Here is a 15,693-nt window from a genome sequence, read left to right on the forward strand (position 1 = left end):
AAATGATAATTTTGAGCATAAATTTGTATCTTATAAGAGAAAGTTAATAATAGAGTTTTTGGAACATATGCAACGACAAGCTTCGAATTTATAAAGCTGCTATAAATAATAAAAAGGATTAACTTCTTTTAATTTTTAACATATACCATTTATAATATAAAAATAAAACTATAACGATAGATTATTATTAAAATAATCTACCGTTATAGTTAAAAAAGTTAGATATTTATTTAAAATATTTGCCATATGGTCTAAAATGGCTAAATTCTTCAATTGTCTCATCTAGCGGATTTAAAGATTTTTCAATAGGTTCATCAATTAAACTTGTTAGGTAATCAAATAATACCTGACCGTTACCCTCCATTACAAATCCAGATAAATTTATTTTATCCTTACTCTCTAAAAGTATGATGATTAATTTACCAGTACTTATTTTGTTCATATAAGGAGAAACATCATCTATTTGATTGTTTTTCATTAAATGATTTATAGTAATTTCTATTTCTGATTTTTCATTTTCACTTAATAGGTTTTTAATAATATTTTCGTCTTCTATCTTAAAAATCATTGCAGTATCTTCAAAGGTATCTTCATAGATATCTTTATTTTTTTCTAAAAACTCACCTATAGTAATTTCTATAGCATTAAAGTTTTCAATTAAATACTTTGAAACATTTTCAACTCTACAATTATTTTTAACACTCACTTATACCAATCCCCTTTTAGCGTTATATTTATTATTAGATTTCTTACTATTATCTATTGTTATAACACATTAAGCTAATTATGTATATCTATTTTTATAGTTACTTTTGTTATATAAGTATCTTTACTTTAAACTATATTAAATAATTATAATCCACCAATAAATAAATACATTATATCAAACTTAAGGATTATAAAAAATAATACTAGACTAATAAGCACAGTTCTAAGTATTTGTTTTGAATCTTTACTAAAAATAAATAAAAGTAACACTGCAAAAATTATATCAAGAAACTGTGGCATAGATAATGTATAGTAAAAGCTATACCCCTCCCATAACAACACAGATATAGGTAATGAAGCAAAAATTGAACTAATTAAATGATTACCTTTACCATACCAAACAATATATGCTCCTATTGGAGTTAGCAAACAAATCCCCATCCAACCTAAGAAATAATAGCTTGGGAAAAATCCAAATAACTTCATAGAATAAATGTAATAAGCTAAAAGCATAGCTACAAAAAATGCAAAAACATGAAGTGCTGCTTCTTCTGGTGTTTTGCTATGTACAGAAATTAAAGTTGCAATAAAAATCCAAATACCTAAATAAGTCCCGATTAACCCTATAAGGGTACCATCTGTATATTTTGCAAAAACACCCATAACAGCACCAAATATAAAAACAAGTAAAGCTTTAATAAATTTTTGATTTATTGACAAATCAGATCTTTCTTTTTGCCTAATTTCATTTAAACTTTCCTTTAGAGTAGTCAATTGTTATACCCCTTTCAAAAAATATTATGGAACAATTATATAATTAATATCTATATACATCAATAATATAAAAAATATATTTATACTAACTAAAATATAAATTTATATTTTAGTATATTTATAAAAATATTCAAGTTAAAAATTAATATCCCTTTAAAATTTATTAAAAAAATATATATAAATATAAACTTATAAATACAGAACATTTTTATTTAATATAAGAACGTATGTTTATGGTGTGAAAATATTAATATTGCTTACATTAGTTAAATATAGGTTATAAAAGAATTTTATTAAAAATAATCAAAGATTTCAATAAATATAAATTTACGAATATATGTTTGTTTATTTTAAGAAGATATATTGAATAATAGAACGAAATTTATTAATATTATATTATATAAAGAAAATTTAATACAAAGGGGATAAGAATATGAGAGATTACTTTCATCCAATGAATAAACACATACTTAAATTTGATTGCAATAATGATATAGAAAAAATTAGATTTAACCATTATATAATGAGAAAAGTAAATAAAAACAAAATGAATGGAGATTTGCCAAGTGGATATTTTTCTATAACAAGAAGGTCTGCATCTGTAGATTTAAATTTAGCAAAAAGTTCAGTTGATAAATTAGTAAAGTACTTTGAAGAAACTGAAATTATAGAGCTTGTAGAAAATGGAACTAGAAAAAATAAATGTTCTGTTTATAGGTACCTTATACCTGAAAATCTAAAAACGCAAAATAAACCTAAAATAGAAACTATAGATGCTACTATAAAACTTAGTGAATTCAAAGACTTTAATGATGCTATAAAAACTGAAGATAACCCTATAGGTGAAACTTCAAATGAGACATCTAAAAAAGATAATCTAAATACATATATAAAAATATACACAAGTGTTATTGGATATTTAAATAATAAAGCTAAAAAGAACTTTAAACCAAATACTAAAAAAACTATGTCTTTAATAAGAGCTAGGTTAAATGAAGGTTTTATTGAAGAGGAGTTTTTTAAGGTAATAGATACAAAGTGTAAACAATGGCTAAATACGAATATGGAAAAATTTCTAAGGCCAGAAACACTATTTAGCAATAAATTTGAAGGATATTTAAATGAAGAATATATACAAAAAAACAATCTAGATAATATAGAGCCTTGGAGTGTTGAATTTGAATTTTAAGATTTTTAACAAGGGGGAAGTTTATGGAAGTTTTAGATTCAATAAATATAGAAAAATCAATTTTAGGAAGTCTTATTGTTGATAACAGTTTGGGGTATAAGGTAGATGAATTAAGTGAAAGTATGTTTAGCATAGATATAAATAAGCATATTTTTATCACTATGAAAGAGTTATATAAAAATAAAATGACTTTAGATTTAGAAACTATAAAGACTAAGCTAGATGAAAAATCCATAAATATACAAGTAACATACCTTACAGAGTTAGCGTCTATGGGACTTAGTTATGCAATTGATACTCATATAGAGATTTTAAAAGAAAGGTATATAAGAAGAAGAGTAGTAAAAAATTGTACAAACCTTATTCAAGCTATAATTCAAGGAAAAGATATTAACACATCTTTATATAAATTTGAAAATAAAATCCAAGATACATTAGATGATAAAGATAATGAAGATGACAGCATTTCAAGTATTTGCGAAAGAATTCTAGATTTTTTAGAAAATAGTGAAGAAGTAGGTATGAAGTTTGGTGTTGAGCTATTAGATGATACTATTGGAGGTTTATTTAAGGGAGAACTTACTACAATTGCTGCTAGAAGTGGTGTAGGAAAAACAGCTTTAGCACTTCAAATTATGTTAAACGTTATAAGTCAAGGTAAGAAGGTATTATTTATAAGTAGAGAAATGAGTAATGAACAAATATTTATGAGAAATATTACTAAAAAGACTGGAATTAGCATAAAAAAGATGAAGGATAAAGGTCTTGATGAAGATGATTGGCAAAAGATTATAAGTATTATGGGAGAGTTTGGTAAGGCAAACCTTATTTATATAAATGATAGAATAAGCACAATAAGCAATATTAAAAAGAGGATTAGGCAAATTAAACCAGATCTTGTTATAGTTGATTATCTTCAGCTTTTAAATGTTGAAGCTAACCAACAAAATAGAGAAAGAGAAGTAGCTACGTTATCTAGAGAGCTAAAAAATATTACAATAGACTTTAATATTCCTCTTATTCAACTAAGTCAATTAAATGATGAAATGAAAGACCTTAGACCTTGGGGAGAAAGACCAATGAGAGACAGTAAGGCAATTTTTCATGATAGTAATAACGTTATTTATATACATGAACCTGTTGGAAGTGATTTAGAGGAAGCTACCCAAAATATAAAAAGTGATAAAAGAAAGGTACTAGCAGCTAAGAAGGTTGGTACTAAATTAGTTGATTTAATCGTTGCAAAGTGCAGAGATGGAGAGGTTAAGTTTAAGCATTACTGTTATCATGGACCAAGACTTCACTTTCAAGAAATAAAATATTAGGAGGGGTTATTATGGAAGAGGTTAGAATAGATGATATTAGAGAAGATCTTGTAGAGCTTGTTGATTTTATGGGGATGGATATGTTTATAGAGATTTGTGAAAAGTTTGGAGGATGTCATTTTTATATTCCTAATAAAAAAAGTATCGCTAGAAATAGTAGAAATAGAGAGATTAAGAAAAAGTATAATGGAACTAATGCAAAAGAGTTATCAAGAGAGTTTGGAATTAGTGAAAATCACTTAAGATATATTATTAAGTCATGTTAAAGTTAGATTATGCTAGGCAAAAGTGTGATAAATAAAGAATAAAATAACTGTATCCTAGTGTTCATAATAGATGCACGAAGATACAGTTATTAATTAAATTTAATACTAAGTTATTAAAAATTTGGCAAAATCATTTGTATAAACATATATTTTAAACTATTTAGCATCTTTATGCTGTCTTTTATTTGATATAAGAGCAAAAATACTTATAATTATAGAAAGTGAGCCTGATACTATAGCTATTACTCCAAATGCACCAACCTTATCGTTTAAAATTAAAGCTAGTATTATACATAAAGGTAAAATTATACCATTAGTATAAAAAAAAGATTGTTTCATAAAACACCCCTTGTTAAGTATTATTTTAATTATTTATTTCTTACAACATGTAATAATTTATCTACATAAATCTTATCCATTTTCACATACTTTGATCCTTCTTCGCTAGAGTCCTTTTTTGCTCTACTATTCATAATATATTTATCTATATCAACATATTCTTGCCATGAATCATATTTCTCTGAAGTCTGAGTCAAAGATGGATAAGATAATCTCAACTTTTTACCATTTTTCAACTCAATATTATAGAAAAATTCACCCTTATTTTTTCCACTATCAACAAAACCAGTATTTACATACCCTACATCACTAAAGCTGTATTTATTTCCATTTAAGTTGTAAAAGCTATAATCATAAATACCATCTTTTGTAACTACCACTACACTAGTCAGTATTATATATATAAGTGGAATTATTGCTAATATAATAAACTTATCAAACTTTAACCACAGAGATAAGCCTTTATTAGTAGAAAAAAATTTTTCCTCTCCTGAAAATAGCATTCCGATTTTACTAGCTACTATTATCAGTATTACAAATAATAAATATGAATATGGATATTTTATAAGATAAATTAGATATTCTTCATTTATAAATAGTTTTTGTTGTAAAAGTGCAATTACCATGCAAAATCCTAGAAAAGCTATTACCATTACTGCTATTAATAGAATGTAAAATATAAAGGATACTATATGGCTTAAAAAGTCTAAGGTTATATTACGTTTTTTGCTGTATACTTTTAAATATTTTCTGAGATTATAAAATACTAAAGCAATTCCAACTATAACAAAAGCTATGTTCAATACTATAGATTCAGAATTTTTATTGTATATGTTCATCAATAGCCACAGTATTGGACCTAAAGCTATAAGTATGGATGATAATAATCCATATTTAATATATTTTTCATCTTTCATGTATAGGTATCCTTTCTATAAAATGTCGTGAAGTGTAGTTTATACCTATATTATAACCCCTTTTATATAGTTTGCTAATTTTGAGTTTTATTTCCATAATATACAACGCAAGTAATAGCATTAAGTACAATTGTACTGACAAGAAGAAATGCTGATGTAGAAGCTATTACACTAAAAGTATCCATAATTGCCACAAAATCTTCTATATTAACTAAATGATTAGTATAGAAAATTTGCATACATAGGGAAATAGAACATGCACTAATACTAGCTATAGAAAAAATAGCCCAGTTCTTGTTAGCTGATTTATTCTGTTTTGTAAGATTAATAAAAGGAAGTATCCATGCAATTAACCCAAACACTATACTTGCTGGGTTCAACCAAGCGTATTCCATAATAATATCCTCCTTTCAAATAATTTTCTTTAGTTGCTATAGCAATAAATATATATTTTCCTATTTATAGATTTACATTTTTGATTTTAAACTATTTAGAATCTTTATGCTATTTTTTATATTATTCTCAATGATAATAAGTAAAGTTTTCAAATGATGGTAAGACTTTTCCGATTATATTCATTATTTTAATATAAATTTTAAAATAAAAATTTTTCATAAAATGCTCCTTGTTAAATACTATTTTAATTATAGAAAATTTTATCATAATTAAAATAATATTTATTATAAATGGATTAAACTATATAAATTATGGACTAAAATAAGCTATATTATAAATAAAATAGATATATATAATAAAAAGGCATGAGTTGATTTTAATATCAAGCTCATGCCTTATATAATTTTTAATTCTTTTTTACATATACTATGTTTTTAGAAAGTTCATTAATACTATCTGTTAAATGTGTTAACTTTCCTTCAATCCTTATAAGTAAGTACATTGATAAGGCTATTGGAAATCCTACATTAGCAACTAGTGTTTGTATATTAGCATCCATATTAACACCTACTATAAAGCTAAATCGTATTCAGTAGTATCAGTTTGAACAACTTTTGCTTCAACTAAAGTAGCTAAAGATGCTCCATTTGGTGCAAATATATTCTTTAAAACTATAAGTTCCATAGCAGTTTTTATTTCTTCCTCAGTTAAATCAGTTCTTGGGTTATCAACTGATATTGCTACTTTTTTATCATCATTAGCTTTAAAAGACATTATTAATTTAATTTTAGTTTCCATAAATTTATCCTCCTATCTAGAAATATTATTATTTAAAATTAAAGTACCATTATTAGTATTTGCATTAAATTCAACATCAATATTTGCTTAATACAAATAACTATTCTGATATAGAAGTAGAGTCAATTTTAAAAACTTCTACTAATGTGTGTTCTTGAAGTGATGCTAAAGAAGCTCCAACTTCGTAAACATCTTCAACTGTAGCATTAGCTCTTACATTTGAGTAAGTTTTAATTTTTACTATTGACTTACCATTTTCACCTTTACCACAGTCAAACTTAAGTTTTAATCCAGAGGGATTTTTAGTTGATACTATTGTCATTTTCTCACCTCCTTTCTATATCTATAGAGTACTACCTAGAACAAACTTGTAGTTTAAACTAAAGTGTGCAATGTTTTTTCAAAGATTTATTGTTAGGTACTTTACTTTAAATATTGGTTGAATTTATATAATATTAAATTAAAGATGTAGTTATATTAAAGGGTTAATAGGAGGAATATTTATGAAAATAAAAGCTAAAGATATTTGTGATAAGTTAGATTTATTATTTGAAATTGTTGGAGAAGAAAAATTTTTAGAAATCACTAAAATGTATGGAGGTAATAATGTTTACATACCTACATATAAAAGCACAATTAGAAATAGTAGAAATAGGGAAATAGTAAAAAGATATAATGGAGTAAATGCAAATCAACTTTCAACTGAATATGGAATTTGTGTTAATCATGTTAAGAGAATAGTAAATGAATGTGGGTTATAGATATAGAAATTTATATTTCTTTATACTCTAAGCTTGAGCAACGGACATGGTTTGTAGGTAATTGGCGATATGAGCGAAGTGAATTTTTAGAGAAATTTTAAAAATTATGAAATATATGGGTTATAATAGTAATTATTAACGTTTGATAATTAGACATATAGGAGGTAGACAGAATGGTTTCAACAAAAAATAGAAATTTTTGGATTATAATAGGGGTAGTTTTCCTTATATCAGCGATAGTAAGCTTTATTAATAAAAGCCCTATAGCATGGACAACACTTCTAGTAAGTGCAATTGACTTTTTTATAGCATATAGAGAAAATGAAAAAATTAAAGCTGAAAGAAAAGAAATAGAAGAGGCTAAAATGCAAGCAAAAGCTGATAAGAAAGCTCATGGTAAAAAGAAAAAGAAATCTAAAAAGAGAAAATAATTAATAAAGCCAAGAATGATTTTCATACTTGGTTTTTATTATGCCTTTTGAAATATTATTATAATGACAATATAAATAATATGTGGTAAGATTTTACAATTAAGTGACGTATAAAATAAAGTATATAAATTTAAAGGAGGAAGACGTGTGAACACAGACAGGACAATGTGGGCAATGATGTGTGGAATTATTTTACTTCAAATAATAGATGGTTTAGTTTGTTTATGGTTTGGAAAATCATTATCTTTAAAACATGAACTTAGTGTTGAGGATAGTAAAATATTTAAAAAGAAAGATATTATAAAAATTAGAAAAAAGTATTCTAAGATACTTAAAAATATAGGAATTATAAATATTACATTAGGAATTTTATCGCCTATTATAGCGGAAATTTTATCAATTTTTATAAAAAGTACGTCAGTTCCAATGATAGCAATAGCGATAGTTATATTATCAATATTAGCTACTATAGTGTATATAGCTATTAGTTTAATAATTACTATTATTAATATTAATATAAAAATAGGATATAAAGTACTATTACTTGCTATTATTATACTAGGGGCTATACTTCAGTTTGTTAGACCGGAACTAATTAAAATGATTATTAAATAGTAGCTTTAATATATAATTATAAAAATTAGAATAAAAATATATTTTGATATTTTACAGAAAGAGGTTAATTAATAATAAAATAGAATATATATAATTAAATATACTTTTAGATAAAAAATAAAGCCGAGAATGATTTATCATACTTGGCTTTTATTATACCTAGTTATAATTTATACGCTTAATGAAGATAATAAGGCATAACTCATTTTAAGTATCTTGACTATTTATAAAACAAATATTAAAAATAGGAGGATAACAGTGAAAATCAAAAAATATTTACTATATGTTATAGGTCTAGGTTTATTAGGAGCAAGTATGGCTGGTTGTGGTAAAGTACAAAATAACCTATCGCAATTACAAAATACATATTTTGAAGTTGTAGATAAAGATATGAATAATAATAAAGTAAACTCTAAAGAATTGGTAAGTAACCTTAAAGAATTAAAATTTGAAAAAATAAAAGGTGCTTCAGTTTTAGTTGATTCTCAAGATGAAAATGGAAATACTCAAAAATCTTATAATACAAGTAATTACAGCTTTAAAAATGACAATGAAGTTTTTGAGGTATCTTATTTAGATAAAAATAACAAAGAAGAAAATTTAGACAAAATAGATTCTGTAAGTTATATTTTAAATAAAGAAAATGCTGATGATATATATCTAAATGTTTATTATGCAAATTATGGTGATGAAGCAGGTACTTTAAATATTGGTGTTTATCCAGAATCAGTAGAAGAACAAAAGAAATTAGTTAATATAATAAATGGCAAAAAAGAAATAAGTGATATATATGAAGTTTATTATAAAATTGCACAAAGTATAGAAGATGACAGTAAAATGAGTTTATCTGATATAGAAAATATTTTAGAAAGTAACAAACTTAAAAAATCAGATGATTATAGTGATGAAAATACTGATTTATCTCTTTACTTATACTCAAAAGATGGTTTAAATATGAATATTGTTTATAATGAAAAAGAAGGTAAGTGTCAAGATATATTACTAGAAGATAATGAATCTTATGAAGTATCTTTATGCTATTATAAAGATGGTGACTCAGGTATTCAATTATGGAAGAAAAATAGTAGTTTAAAAGAACAAGGAAAAATAGTTAGCAAGTTAGTTAGACAAAGGGGGATATAAAAGTAGTATGAAAGCAGAAGATAAAGATATAAAGAAAGTAGTAAGCCTAGGAATAATAGGTTTAATATTAATGGGTGTATTGTATTTACTACCGCTATTAATAATTTCGGGTGTAGAGGAACTATTTAGAAGTTTTTATCAGTATCAATTATTTGAAAAACAAGAACATTATGTTATATTTGCAAACTACATAAGATTTATGATTGTAGTAGCATTGGCAATTTATGCAAGGATGTTTTATAAGAATAAAAAAATTATTAATTATATAAAATCTGTAAAATTGGATATACTCCAAATAAAGGAGTTGAGATTATGGATTTTATGGAAAATAAATCAGTACAAAATAGAATAATTCAAATATTAGATATAATATATATGGATATAAGTTGGGACGAGAAAATAGAACTTTTAGAGATACAACTAAATTTAATGTAAAAAAGGGGCTACCTAAAAATGATTAGGAAAATCATTTTTAGGTAGCCATTTTTTCATATTTTTAGTTTAAATAGACATAACTTTCAACTAATTATGCTAAATCTAAACTTGTATCATTTTTACCATACATATATACCTGTTTATATTTATTTATAAATATCATAGAAACCATTAAAGTTGTAAATTCAGCAAATGGAACAACCATCCAAATACCATTCACACCTAGAGACTTTGGCAAAATCATAATACCTATAGTAAATAACACAAAAGTTCTAAGAATGGAAAGTAGTGCAGATACCTTACCATTTGCAAAAGCTGTAAACATCCCAGATGTAAAAACATTCATACCAACAACTAAGAAGTTAAATGAAAATATCATAAATCCATTTGACGCTATATTATATAAGCTACTTCCTTTTGGAGAGAACACACCTATTATAGTATCTGAGAAAAATCTAGATGATATAAATATAAAGATTGCAAATACAGATATAATTGTGAAACTATATTTTACTAATTTTTTTATCTGAACTTCATCTTTACTACCATAATTATAGCTTATACGAGGTGATACACCTGAAGTAAATCCTATATAAGCTGAGTTTAATAAAAATTGCATATAAAGTATTATTGTGATAGAAGCTACACCATCTTCACCTAAAAGTTTCATCATAGCTATATTATATAAAAATGTTGTAACTGCACCTGACATTTGAGTTACCATTTCTGAAGAACCATTCATACAGCTATTTAAAATTAATTTCATATCAAATTTAGGCTTTGTAAAGCATAATATATTACTTTTTCTTGAAAAATAAATTATTCCAACGATAGCAGGAATTGCGTAACTCATACAAGTAGCAAGAGCTGCTCCTAATGCACCCATATCAAATACAACTATAAATAAATAGTCTAAAATCATATTCATTACACCGCCAGATACTGAACTTATCAGACCTAACTTTGGTACTCCTGCTGTAACTAAGAAATAATCAAAAAATAACTTTAATATTAAAGCTGGTGCAAATATTAAAAATACAATCAGATAATCAAAACAATTTTTATATAAACTATCTGTTGCACCTAAAGTATATATTATATCTTTTATAAATACTACAGATATTAGAGCAACTATAATTCCAGTTGCTAATGCACTTAATGTAATAAGTGTAAAAGTTTCCTTAGCTTCCTGACTTTTACCTTCCCCCATATATTTTGCTACAATAGCATTTCCTCCAGTAGCAAACATAACGCTTATACCTATTAAAATATTTATTACAGGGTAAACTATATTAGATGCAGATAATGCATTTGCTCCAACATATCTAGATAAAAATATCCCATCTATAATTGTACTTAGCGAAAAAAATACCATCATAATAACAGTTGGTAAAGTAAATTTAATTAAAGATTTTAAAGTTATATTATTATTTAATGAACTACTCATTATAATGTCCTCCTTGATATATCTATTTCTTTAATATATAATAAGGTATCCCGTTACGGGATAGTCAATAAGGAGAATAAAAAATGAGATATTTTTCTACTGGCGAATTTGCCAAACTATTTAAAATTAATAAAAAAACTTTATTTCATTATGATGAAATAGGATTGTTTAAACCTGAAAAAGTAGAGGAGAATGGTTATAGATACTACGCGCAGAGTCAACTAGACTTATTCAATGTCATATGGACTTTAAAAGATATTGGTATGCCTCTTAAGGAAATCAAAACTTTTATGGATAATAGAAATCCAGAAAATATTTTAGAACTTTTTAGTTATGAATATGAAGAAATTGAAAATGAAATAAAAAATCTAAGAAGAAAGCAAGAAATGCTCTTTAACAAAATTAACATTATTAAAGAAGGTAAGAATTTTAATAATGATATAATAATTGAAGAACAAGAAGATGAATATCTATTACTTAGTAGACCAGTAAATAATAGTGAGGAGCCTTATGATTTAAATTGTTATATAGACCATTTAGATTATTGTTATAGAAAAGATTTATATATAGGCTATCCAGTTGGAGTTATTATAAGTAAAGAGAGTATATACAATGAGGATTATACTGATTATAGTTATTATTACACTAAGGTTAATAAAGATACAGTTAATAAAAATATAATTGTAAAGCCTAAAGGGCTATATGTAGTTGGGTATAAGAGAGGCTATTATGATAAAACTTATATTTTATATAAAAAGTTGATAAAGTTTATTGAAGATAATAATCTTTGTATAGTTGGAAATTCCTATGAAAATGTAATATTTGATGAAGTGGTAGCGAAAAATATTGATGACTATATTATAAAAATATCTATAAATGTAAGCTATGAAAAATAGAGAATCTATATAAAATCGTAAAAACTGAAAAGGATGAAAATAAATGAAACTTTCAATAGGACAAGTAAGTAAAATTTTTGATATAAGTAAAGATACATTAAGATATTATGATAAAATAGGAATTTTGACTCCTGAAGTAGATAAAAACAATGGATATAGATACTATTTATTAAAACATTTAGAAAAGCTAGGATTAATCCTTGCAATAAAGTATTTAGGAATATCTTTAGCGGACATTAAAAGAACTATAGAAAGTGAAGATGTAAAAGAGTATAAAAATTTAGTAATAAGAGAAGAAGAAATAATTAAAAGAAAAATAAAAGAATTAGAAGGATTGCAAGAAATTATACATAATAGCAAAGAAATATTAGATAAAATAATAAACTTTGATAATGAATATGATTTTAGTAAACTTAAAATAATTGATGAAAACTTTAATATTTATGGATTTGATACTAAAATTGTACTAAATTCAGATTTATATAAAAAAGATGAAGTGACAATTGAAAAAGAGTTAGTCCATTTAAATGAAGAGGCTTATATTTACATTTACAATATATTAGAAAATGAAGCTATAGAAGAAGATGAAACTATGGCTTTTATAAAAGAAAATGAAAATAATATAAGCTTAATACAAAGGTATTTAAAAGAAGATAAGATAGGATTTGTAAGAAAAAATGTAAGTGGTAAGTTTGTTACTACTAATTTTTATGGAACAATAAATGAAATAAATGATTATATAATTTTACTTAATAAATATTTTAAATGTGAAAAAAATAATATAGCTTATGTTAGTTATGAATTTTATTTACCTAAGAGAAATGACGATGAAACATATTTTGTAAATATAAAGTTAAAAGTTTAAAAATATATATTGACCTTGGAGTTACTCTACTGTTTAGAATAGTAAATAAGCGAGGTAACTTAAGGAGGAAGAAAATGAATTTAATTAAAAATAGAGTATTTGTAACAATACTAATTACTGATATTATACAACAAGCAGCTATATGGATAAGAAATATCGCAATAATGTTTTTTATTATGGATGCTACCAATGGAGATCCACTTGCTATATCATCATTAAATTTTGTAGAATTTTTACCAATGTTTTTATTAACATTTATAGGAGGTATAATAGCTGATAAATACAATCCTAAAAGATTAATGTTATTAGGAGATTTCTTTAGCTTTATATCTTTTATAATACTAGGTTTGTTTATTAAAAATGGTTATATAGGTGCTATATTTATAGCAACATTAATCTCTGCTATTGTAACACAGTTTTCTTATCCAGCATCTCAAAAATATTTTAAAGAGTATGTAGATGAAGAAGATATTGAAGGAGCAATAGGAATTTCTCAATTATTAGGATCTTTATTTTGTGTTATAGGACCTTTTATAGGGTCACATTTTTATTTTACATTTGGAATGGATAAAACCATTATTATAATAGCTATATTATTTTTAATATCAATAGCTTTAATATTTACATTACCTAATAAAGAATTTTCAAAAATTGAGAGTGAAGGTTTGCTAGATGATGCTAGACTTACATTTAAATACTTAAAGCAAAAGCCGGTTTTAGCAGTATTTACTAAGATGTTTTTAATACTATCATTTGCAATTGGAATAGCTAATAATTTAGATATATTTTTAGTTACACAAAGACTTGGACTTGATGAAAGATTTTATCAATTCTTTTCAGGAATAGCAGGTGTTGGAGTTATTGTAGGTGGAGGTATTTATATAGCTATATCAAAAAAATTAAATAATATGAAAATACTATATATGCTTATGGGAGTATTTGCTTTTACAGTATTTTTTGAAGGATACTCTACAATTCCATGGTTAACTATGTCACTTCAATTTATAGATAATGTTATAGGAGGATTATTAAGTGGATATGTTATGGCTCTTATAACTAAAACGACAGATCAAGAATATCTAGGTAAAGTAAATGGATTAACTTCTACAGTTATGTATCTTGGAATAATGATAGGAACTTTATTATCAGGAATAATTGTAAAAGTTTCATCTATAGTAGTTGCCTTTAGTATAGGAAGTGTATCATTTGCACTATGTTCTTATCTTTTATACAATGCTAGTAAAAAAGGATTGTTAAATGACATAAAAGACTAGTTTAAATAGATTAAATACAAGATAAACTAAATGAAATGTAGCTACCAATTTAAAACTAATAAGATAAAAAGAGTTATATTTAAATGTTTTGAAGCGTTTAAATATAACTCTTTTTCTATACTAAGGGATTATAAATTAATTCGCGCATACGTGGCTCAGGCTAAGCGAATTTTACTATTTTATAAACAATTCTTTATATTTAATAGGGCTAGTGTCCATATTCTTCTTAAAAGTCTTTGAGAAATAAGAAGGAGAAGAAAATCCTACCAAGCTACTAATTTCTGATACAGAATAACTACTTTTTCTAAGTAAATCACAAGCTTGTTTGATTTTATAATTAATTATGTAATCTTGAGGACTTATCATCATATCTTTCTTGAAAATTTTGAAAAAATGACTTCTATCAATATTCAAATAATCAGAAATATCAGATACAGATATATTTTTAGTGTAATTTTCTTTTATAAATTCTATTGATTTAGATATATAAACCTTAGATGGAATGCTAGAACTTTGATAAGATGTTGAATGTTCTTTCATCAAAGTTGATAAAAATTGGTATAAATATCCTAAAGCTTCAAAGAGATTATTTGAAGTACAACTTTCATAAATATTTTTAAAATAATTATCTATTTTATCATCTTTTGTATAATTGAATATAAAGTTTCCATCTCTAAATCCGCATAAAGATAAAAGTTCTTGTGCCTGTGTGCCATTAATTCCAATCCATCTATATACCCAAGGATTATCAGTTAAAGGGTAATAGTTATTATCGGTAAAAGGTGGTATAAAAAATCCATCTCCCTTTTTTAAATGATGAACTTTACCGTCCATAAAGAAAAGACCTTCCCCTTCTAGTATGTAATGAAGTAGATAATAATCTATTTGTTCATATTGATAAGGCTCTCTAGGAGCACAATGTTCAAATCCACATTCATAAATATAAAGTTCACTACTAGGCTTTGAATCTGTAGAAAAGATGCCGAATTTTTCCATAATAACCCCTCCTATAATATAAGATTAAGTAACACACCTAACTTGTAGATAATTTAAATAATGTTAATTTAAATCATTATATAAAATCAAGTTTTATAATTTGATTGTAGAAAGATTA

The 15,693-nt window shown here is 24.8% G+C and carries 22 protein-coding genes; 12 read left to right on the forward strand and 10 right to left on the reverse strand.

Features of this window, described 5'->3' with window-relative positions; all coding sequences use genetic code 11:
- Positions 1-226 precede the first annotated feature (226 nt).
- Both JNUCC81_RS05300 and JNUCC81_RS05305 read right to left on the reverse strand, forming a co-directional pair.
- Positions 227-706 carry a hypothetical protein gene (locus JNUCC81_RS05300; RefSeq protein ID WP_454095628.1) on the reverse strand — a complete coding sequence of 160 codons (480 nt, stop codon included), beginning with the start codon at positions 704-706 and terminating at the stop codon, positions 227-229.
- A 146-nt stretch (positions 707-852) separates the two neighbouring features.
- The gene (locus JNUCC81_RS05305) at positions 853-1,482 is read right to left on the reverse strand and encodes a hypothetical protein (protein WP_454095629.1); all 630 of its coding nucleotides are present in this window, start codon (positions 1,480-1,482) and stop codon (positions 853-855) included.
- Positions 1,483-1,915: 433 nt separating this feature from the next.
- On the opposite strand from JNUCC81_RS05305, the gene JNUCC81_RS05310 reads away from it, so the two are divergent.
- Genes JNUCC81_RS05310 through JNUCC81_RS05320 form a run of 3 tightly spaced genes read left to right on the forward strand, consistent with a single transcriptional unit; the run spans position 1,916 to position 4,262 of the window.
- Positions 1,916-2,671: a conserved phage C-terminal domain-containing protein gene (locus tag JNUCC81_RS05310; RefSeq protein ID WP_454095630.1), complete on the forward strand. Its 756-nt coding sequence runs from the start codon at positions 1,916-1,918 to the stop codon at positions 2,669-2,671.
- 23 nt (positions 2,672-2,694) lie between these two features.
- A complete protein-coding gene (locus JNUCC81_RS05315) occupies positions 2,695-3,996 on the forward strand; it encodes a replicative DNA helicase (RefSeq protein WP_454095631.1) in 1,302 nt (433 codons plus the stop codon).
- 11 nt (positions 3,997-4,007) lie between these two features.
- Positions 4,008-4,262, forward strand: coding sequence for a Mor transcription activator family protein (locus JNUCC81_RS05320; RefSeq protein ID WP_454095632.1), 255 nt, complete (start codon positions 4,008-4,010; stop codon positions 4,260-4,262).
- 156 nt (positions 4,263-4,418) lie between these two features.
- On the opposite strand, the gene JNUCC81_RS05325 is transcribed toward JNUCC81_RS05320, so the two are convergent.
- The 6 genes from JNUCC81_RS05325 to JNUCC81_RS05350 form a co-directional block, all read right to left on the reverse strand.
- The gene (locus JNUCC81_RS05325) at positions 4,419-4,601 is read right to left on the reverse strand and encodes a hypothetical protein (RefSeq protein WP_454095633.1); all 183 of its coding nucleotides are present in this window, start codon (positions 4,599-4,601) and stop codon (positions 4,419-4,421) included.
- A 29-nt stretch (positions 4,602-4,630) separates the two neighbouring features.
- Positions 4,631-5,518, reverse strand: a complete 888-nt coding sequence (locus tag JNUCC81_RS05330) for a hypothetical protein (RefSeq protein ID WP_454095634.1) — start codon at positions 5,516-5,518, stop codon at positions 4,631-4,633.
- A gap of 74 nt (positions 5,519-5,592) precedes the next feature.
- The gene (locus tag JNUCC81_RS05335) at positions 5,593-5,913 is read right to left on the reverse strand and encodes a hypothetical protein (protein WP_454095635.1); all 321 of its coding nucleotides are present in this window, start codon (positions 5,911-5,913) and stop codon (positions 5,593-5,595) included.
- Between the two features lie 407 nt (positions 5,914-6,320).
- Positions 6,321-6,473 (reverse strand): YvrJ family protein, encoded by a 153-nt coding sequence (locus JNUCC81_RS05340; RefSeq protein ID WP_208332964.1) that lies wholly within the window; start codon positions 6,471-6,473, stop codon positions 6,321-6,323.
- 11 nt (positions 6,474-6,484) lie between these two features.
- Positions 6,485-6,712, reverse strand: coding sequence for a DUF2922 domain-containing protein (locus JNUCC81_RS05345; RefSeq protein WP_454095636.1), 228 nt, complete (start codon positions 6,710-6,712; stop codon positions 6,485-6,487).
- Between the two features lie 100 nt (positions 6,713-6,812).
- Positions 6,813-7,034, reverse strand: coding sequence for a DUF1659 domain-containing protein (locus JNUCC81_RS05350; RefSeq protein ID WP_454095637.1), 222 nt, complete (start codon positions 7,032-7,034; stop codon positions 6,813-6,815).
- 181 nt (positions 7,035-7,215) lie between these two features.
- On the opposite strand from JNUCC81_RS05350, the gene JNUCC81_RS05355 reads away from it, so the two are divergent.
- The 6 genes from JNUCC81_RS05355 to JNUCC81_RS05380 all read left to right on the forward strand — a co-directional run bounded on the left by JNUCC81_RS05355 (position 7,216) and on the right by JNUCC81_RS05380 (position 10,097).
- The gene (locus tag JNUCC81_RS05355) at positions 7,216-7,473 is read left to right on the forward strand and encodes a Mor transcription activator family protein (RefSeq protein WP_454095638.1); all 258 of its coding nucleotides are present in this window, start codon (positions 7,216-7,218) and stop codon (positions 7,471-7,473) included.
- A 173-nt stretch (positions 7,474-7,646) separates the two neighbouring features.
- Positions 7,647-7,904: a hypothetical protein gene (locus JNUCC81_RS05360; protein ID WP_454095639.1), complete on the forward strand. Its 258-nt coding sequence runs from the start codon at positions 7,647-7,649 to the stop codon at positions 7,902-7,904.
- A gap of 147 nt (positions 7,905-8,051) precedes the next feature.
- Complete coding sequence (locus JNUCC81_RS05365; RefSeq protein WP_454095640.1) at positions 8,052-8,519, forward strand: hypothetical protein; 468 nt, start codon at positions 8,052-8,054, stop codon at positions 8,517-8,519.
- Between the two features lie 258 nt (positions 8,520-8,777).
- Positions 8,778-9,662, forward strand: coding sequence for a hypothetical protein (locus tag JNUCC81_RS05370; protein ID WP_454095641.1), 885 nt, complete (start codon positions 8,778-8,780; stop codon positions 9,660-9,662).
- 7 nt (positions 9,663-9,669) lie between these two features.
- The gene (locus tag JNUCC81_RS05375; RefSeq protein WP_454095642.1) at positions 9,670-10,014 is read left to right on the forward strand and encodes a hypothetical protein; all 345 of its coding nucleotides are present in this window, start codon (positions 9,670-9,672) and stop codon (positions 10,012-10,014) included.
- Positions 9,975-10,097 (forward strand): hypothetical protein, encoded by a 123-nt coding sequence (locus tag JNUCC81_RS05380; protein ID WP_454095643.1) that lies wholly within the window; start codon positions 9,975-9,977, stop codon positions 10,095-10,097. The genes JNUCC81_RS05375 and JNUCC81_RS05380 overlap by 40 nt, the downstream gene beginning before the upstream one ends.
- Positions 10,098-10,188: 91 nt before the next feature.
- Here JNUCC81_RS05380 and JNUCC81_RS05385 read toward each other — a convergent pair whose 3' ends face one another.
- Positions 10,189-11,544: an MATE family efflux transporter gene (locus JNUCC81_RS05385; RefSeq protein WP_454095644.1), complete on the reverse strand. Its 1,356-nt coding sequence runs from the start codon at positions 11,542-11,544 to the stop codon at positions 10,189-10,191.
- An 83-nt stretch (positions 11,545-11,627) separates the two neighbouring features.
- On the opposite strand from JNUCC81_RS05385, the gene JNUCC81_RS05390 reads away from it, so the two are divergent.
- From JNUCC81_RS05390 to JNUCC81_RS05400, 3 genes are all read left to right on the forward strand, one after another.
- On the forward strand, positions 11,628-12,440 hold the full coding sequence (locus JNUCC81_RS05390; protein ID WP_454095645.1) for a MerR family transcriptional regulator: 813 nt from the start codon (positions 11,628-11,630) through the stop codon (positions 12,438-12,440).
- Positions 12,441-12,483: 43 nt separating this feature from the next.
- Positions 12,484-13,305, forward strand: coding sequence for a MerR family transcriptional regulator (locus tag JNUCC81_RS05395; RefSeq protein ID WP_454095646.1), 822 nt, complete (start codon positions 12,484-12,486; stop codon positions 13,303-13,305).
- A 74-nt stretch (positions 13,306-13,379) separates the two neighbouring features.
- Positions 13,380-14,579 (forward strand): MFS transporter, encoded by a 1,200-nt coding sequence (locus JNUCC81_RS05400; RefSeq protein WP_454095647.1) that lies wholly within the window; start codon positions 13,380-13,382, stop codon positions 14,577-14,579.
- A gap of 174 nt (positions 14,580-14,753) precedes the next feature.
- Here JNUCC81_RS05400 and JNUCC81_RS05405 read toward each other — a convergent pair whose 3' ends face one another.
- Positions 14,754-15,575 carry an AraC family transcriptional regulator gene (locus JNUCC81_RS05405; protein ID WP_454095648.1) on the reverse strand — a complete coding sequence of 274 codons (822 nt, stop codon included), beginning with the start codon at positions 15,573-15,575 and terminating at the stop codon, positions 14,754-14,756.
- Between the last annotated feature and the right edge of the window lie 118 nt (positions 15,576-15,693).

This window comes from Faecalimicrobium sp. JNUCC 81, assembly GCF_053667625.1.

What these genes read in the sequence shown, in the direction of transcription:
- JNUCC81_RS05310 (WP_454095630.1), top strand. Translation starts at nt 1,916, where the DNA reads ATGAGAGATTACTTTCATCCAATGAATAAACACATACTTAAATTTGAT.
- JNUCC81_RS05315 (WP_454095631.1), top strand. Translation starts at nt 2,695, where the DNA reads ATGGAAGTTTTAGATTCAATAAATATAGAAAAATCAATTTTAGGAAGT.
- JNUCC81_RS05320 (WP_454095632.1), top strand. Translation starts at nt 4,008, where the DNA reads ATGGAAGAGGTTAGAATAGATGATATTAGAGAAGATCTTGTAGAGCTT.
- JNUCC81_RS05325 (WP_454095633.1), bottom strand. Translation starts at nt 4,601, where the DNA reads ATGAAACAATCTTTTTTTTATACTAATGGTATAATTTTACCTTTATGT.
- JNUCC81_RS05330 (WP_454095634.1), bottom strand. Translation starts at nt 5,518, where the DNA reads ATGAAAGATGAAAAATATATTAAATATGGATTATTATCATCCATACTT.
- JNUCC81_RS05335 (WP_454095635.1), bottom strand. Translation starts at nt 5,913, where the DNA reads ATGGAATACGCTTGGTTGAACCCAGCAAGTATAGTGTTTGGGTTAATT.
- JNUCC81_RS05340 (WP_208332964.1), bottom strand. Translation starts at nt 6,473, where the DNA reads ATGGATGCTAATATACAAACACTAGTTGCTAATGTAGGATTTCCAATA.
- JNUCC81_RS05345 (WP_454095636.1), bottom strand. Translation starts at nt 6,712, where the DNA reads ATGGAAACTAAAATTAAATTAATAATGTCTTTTAAAGCTAATGATGAT.
- JNUCC81_RS05350 (WP_454095637.1), bottom strand. Translation starts at nt 7,034, where the DNA reads ATGACAATAGTATCAACTAAAAATCCCTCTGGATTAAAACTTAAGTTT.
- JNUCC81_RS05355 (WP_454095638.1), top strand. Translation starts at nt 7,216, where the DNA reads ATGAAAATAAAAGCTAAAGATATTTGTGATAAGTTAGATTTATTATTT.
- JNUCC81_RS05360 (WP_454095639.1), top strand. Translation starts at nt 7,647, where the DNA reads ATGGTTTCAACAAAAAATAGAAATTTTTGGATTATAATAGGGGTAGTT.
- JNUCC81_RS05375 (WP_454095642.1), top strand. Translation starts at nt 9,670, where the DNA reads ATGAAAGCAGAAGATAAAGATATAAAGAAAGTAGTAAGCCTAGGAATA.
- JNUCC81_RS05380 (WP_454095643.1), top strand. Translation starts at nt 9,975, where the DNA reads ATGGATTTTATGGAAAATAAATCAGTACAAAATAGAATAATTCAAATA.
- JNUCC81_RS05385 (WP_454095644.1), bottom strand. Translation starts at nt 11,544, where the DNA reads ATGAGTAGTTCATTAAATAATAATATAACTTTAAAATCTTTAATTAAA.
- JNUCC81_RS05390 (WP_454095645.1), top strand. Translation starts at nt 11,628, where the DNA reads ATGAGATATTTTTCTACTGGCGAATTTGCCAAACTATTTAAAATTAAT.
- JNUCC81_RS05395 (WP_454095646.1), top strand. Translation starts at nt 12,484, where the DNA reads ATGAAACTTTCAATAGGACAAGTAAGTAAAATTTTTGATATAAGTAAA.
- JNUCC81_RS05400 (WP_454095647.1), top strand. Translation starts at nt 13,380, where the DNA reads ATGAATTTAATTAAAAATAGAGTATTTGTAACAATACTAATTACTGAT.
- JNUCC81_RS05405 (WP_454095648.1), bottom strand. Translation starts at nt 15,575, where the DNA reads ATGGAAAAATTCGGCATCTTTTCTACAGATTCAAAGCCTAGTAGTGAA.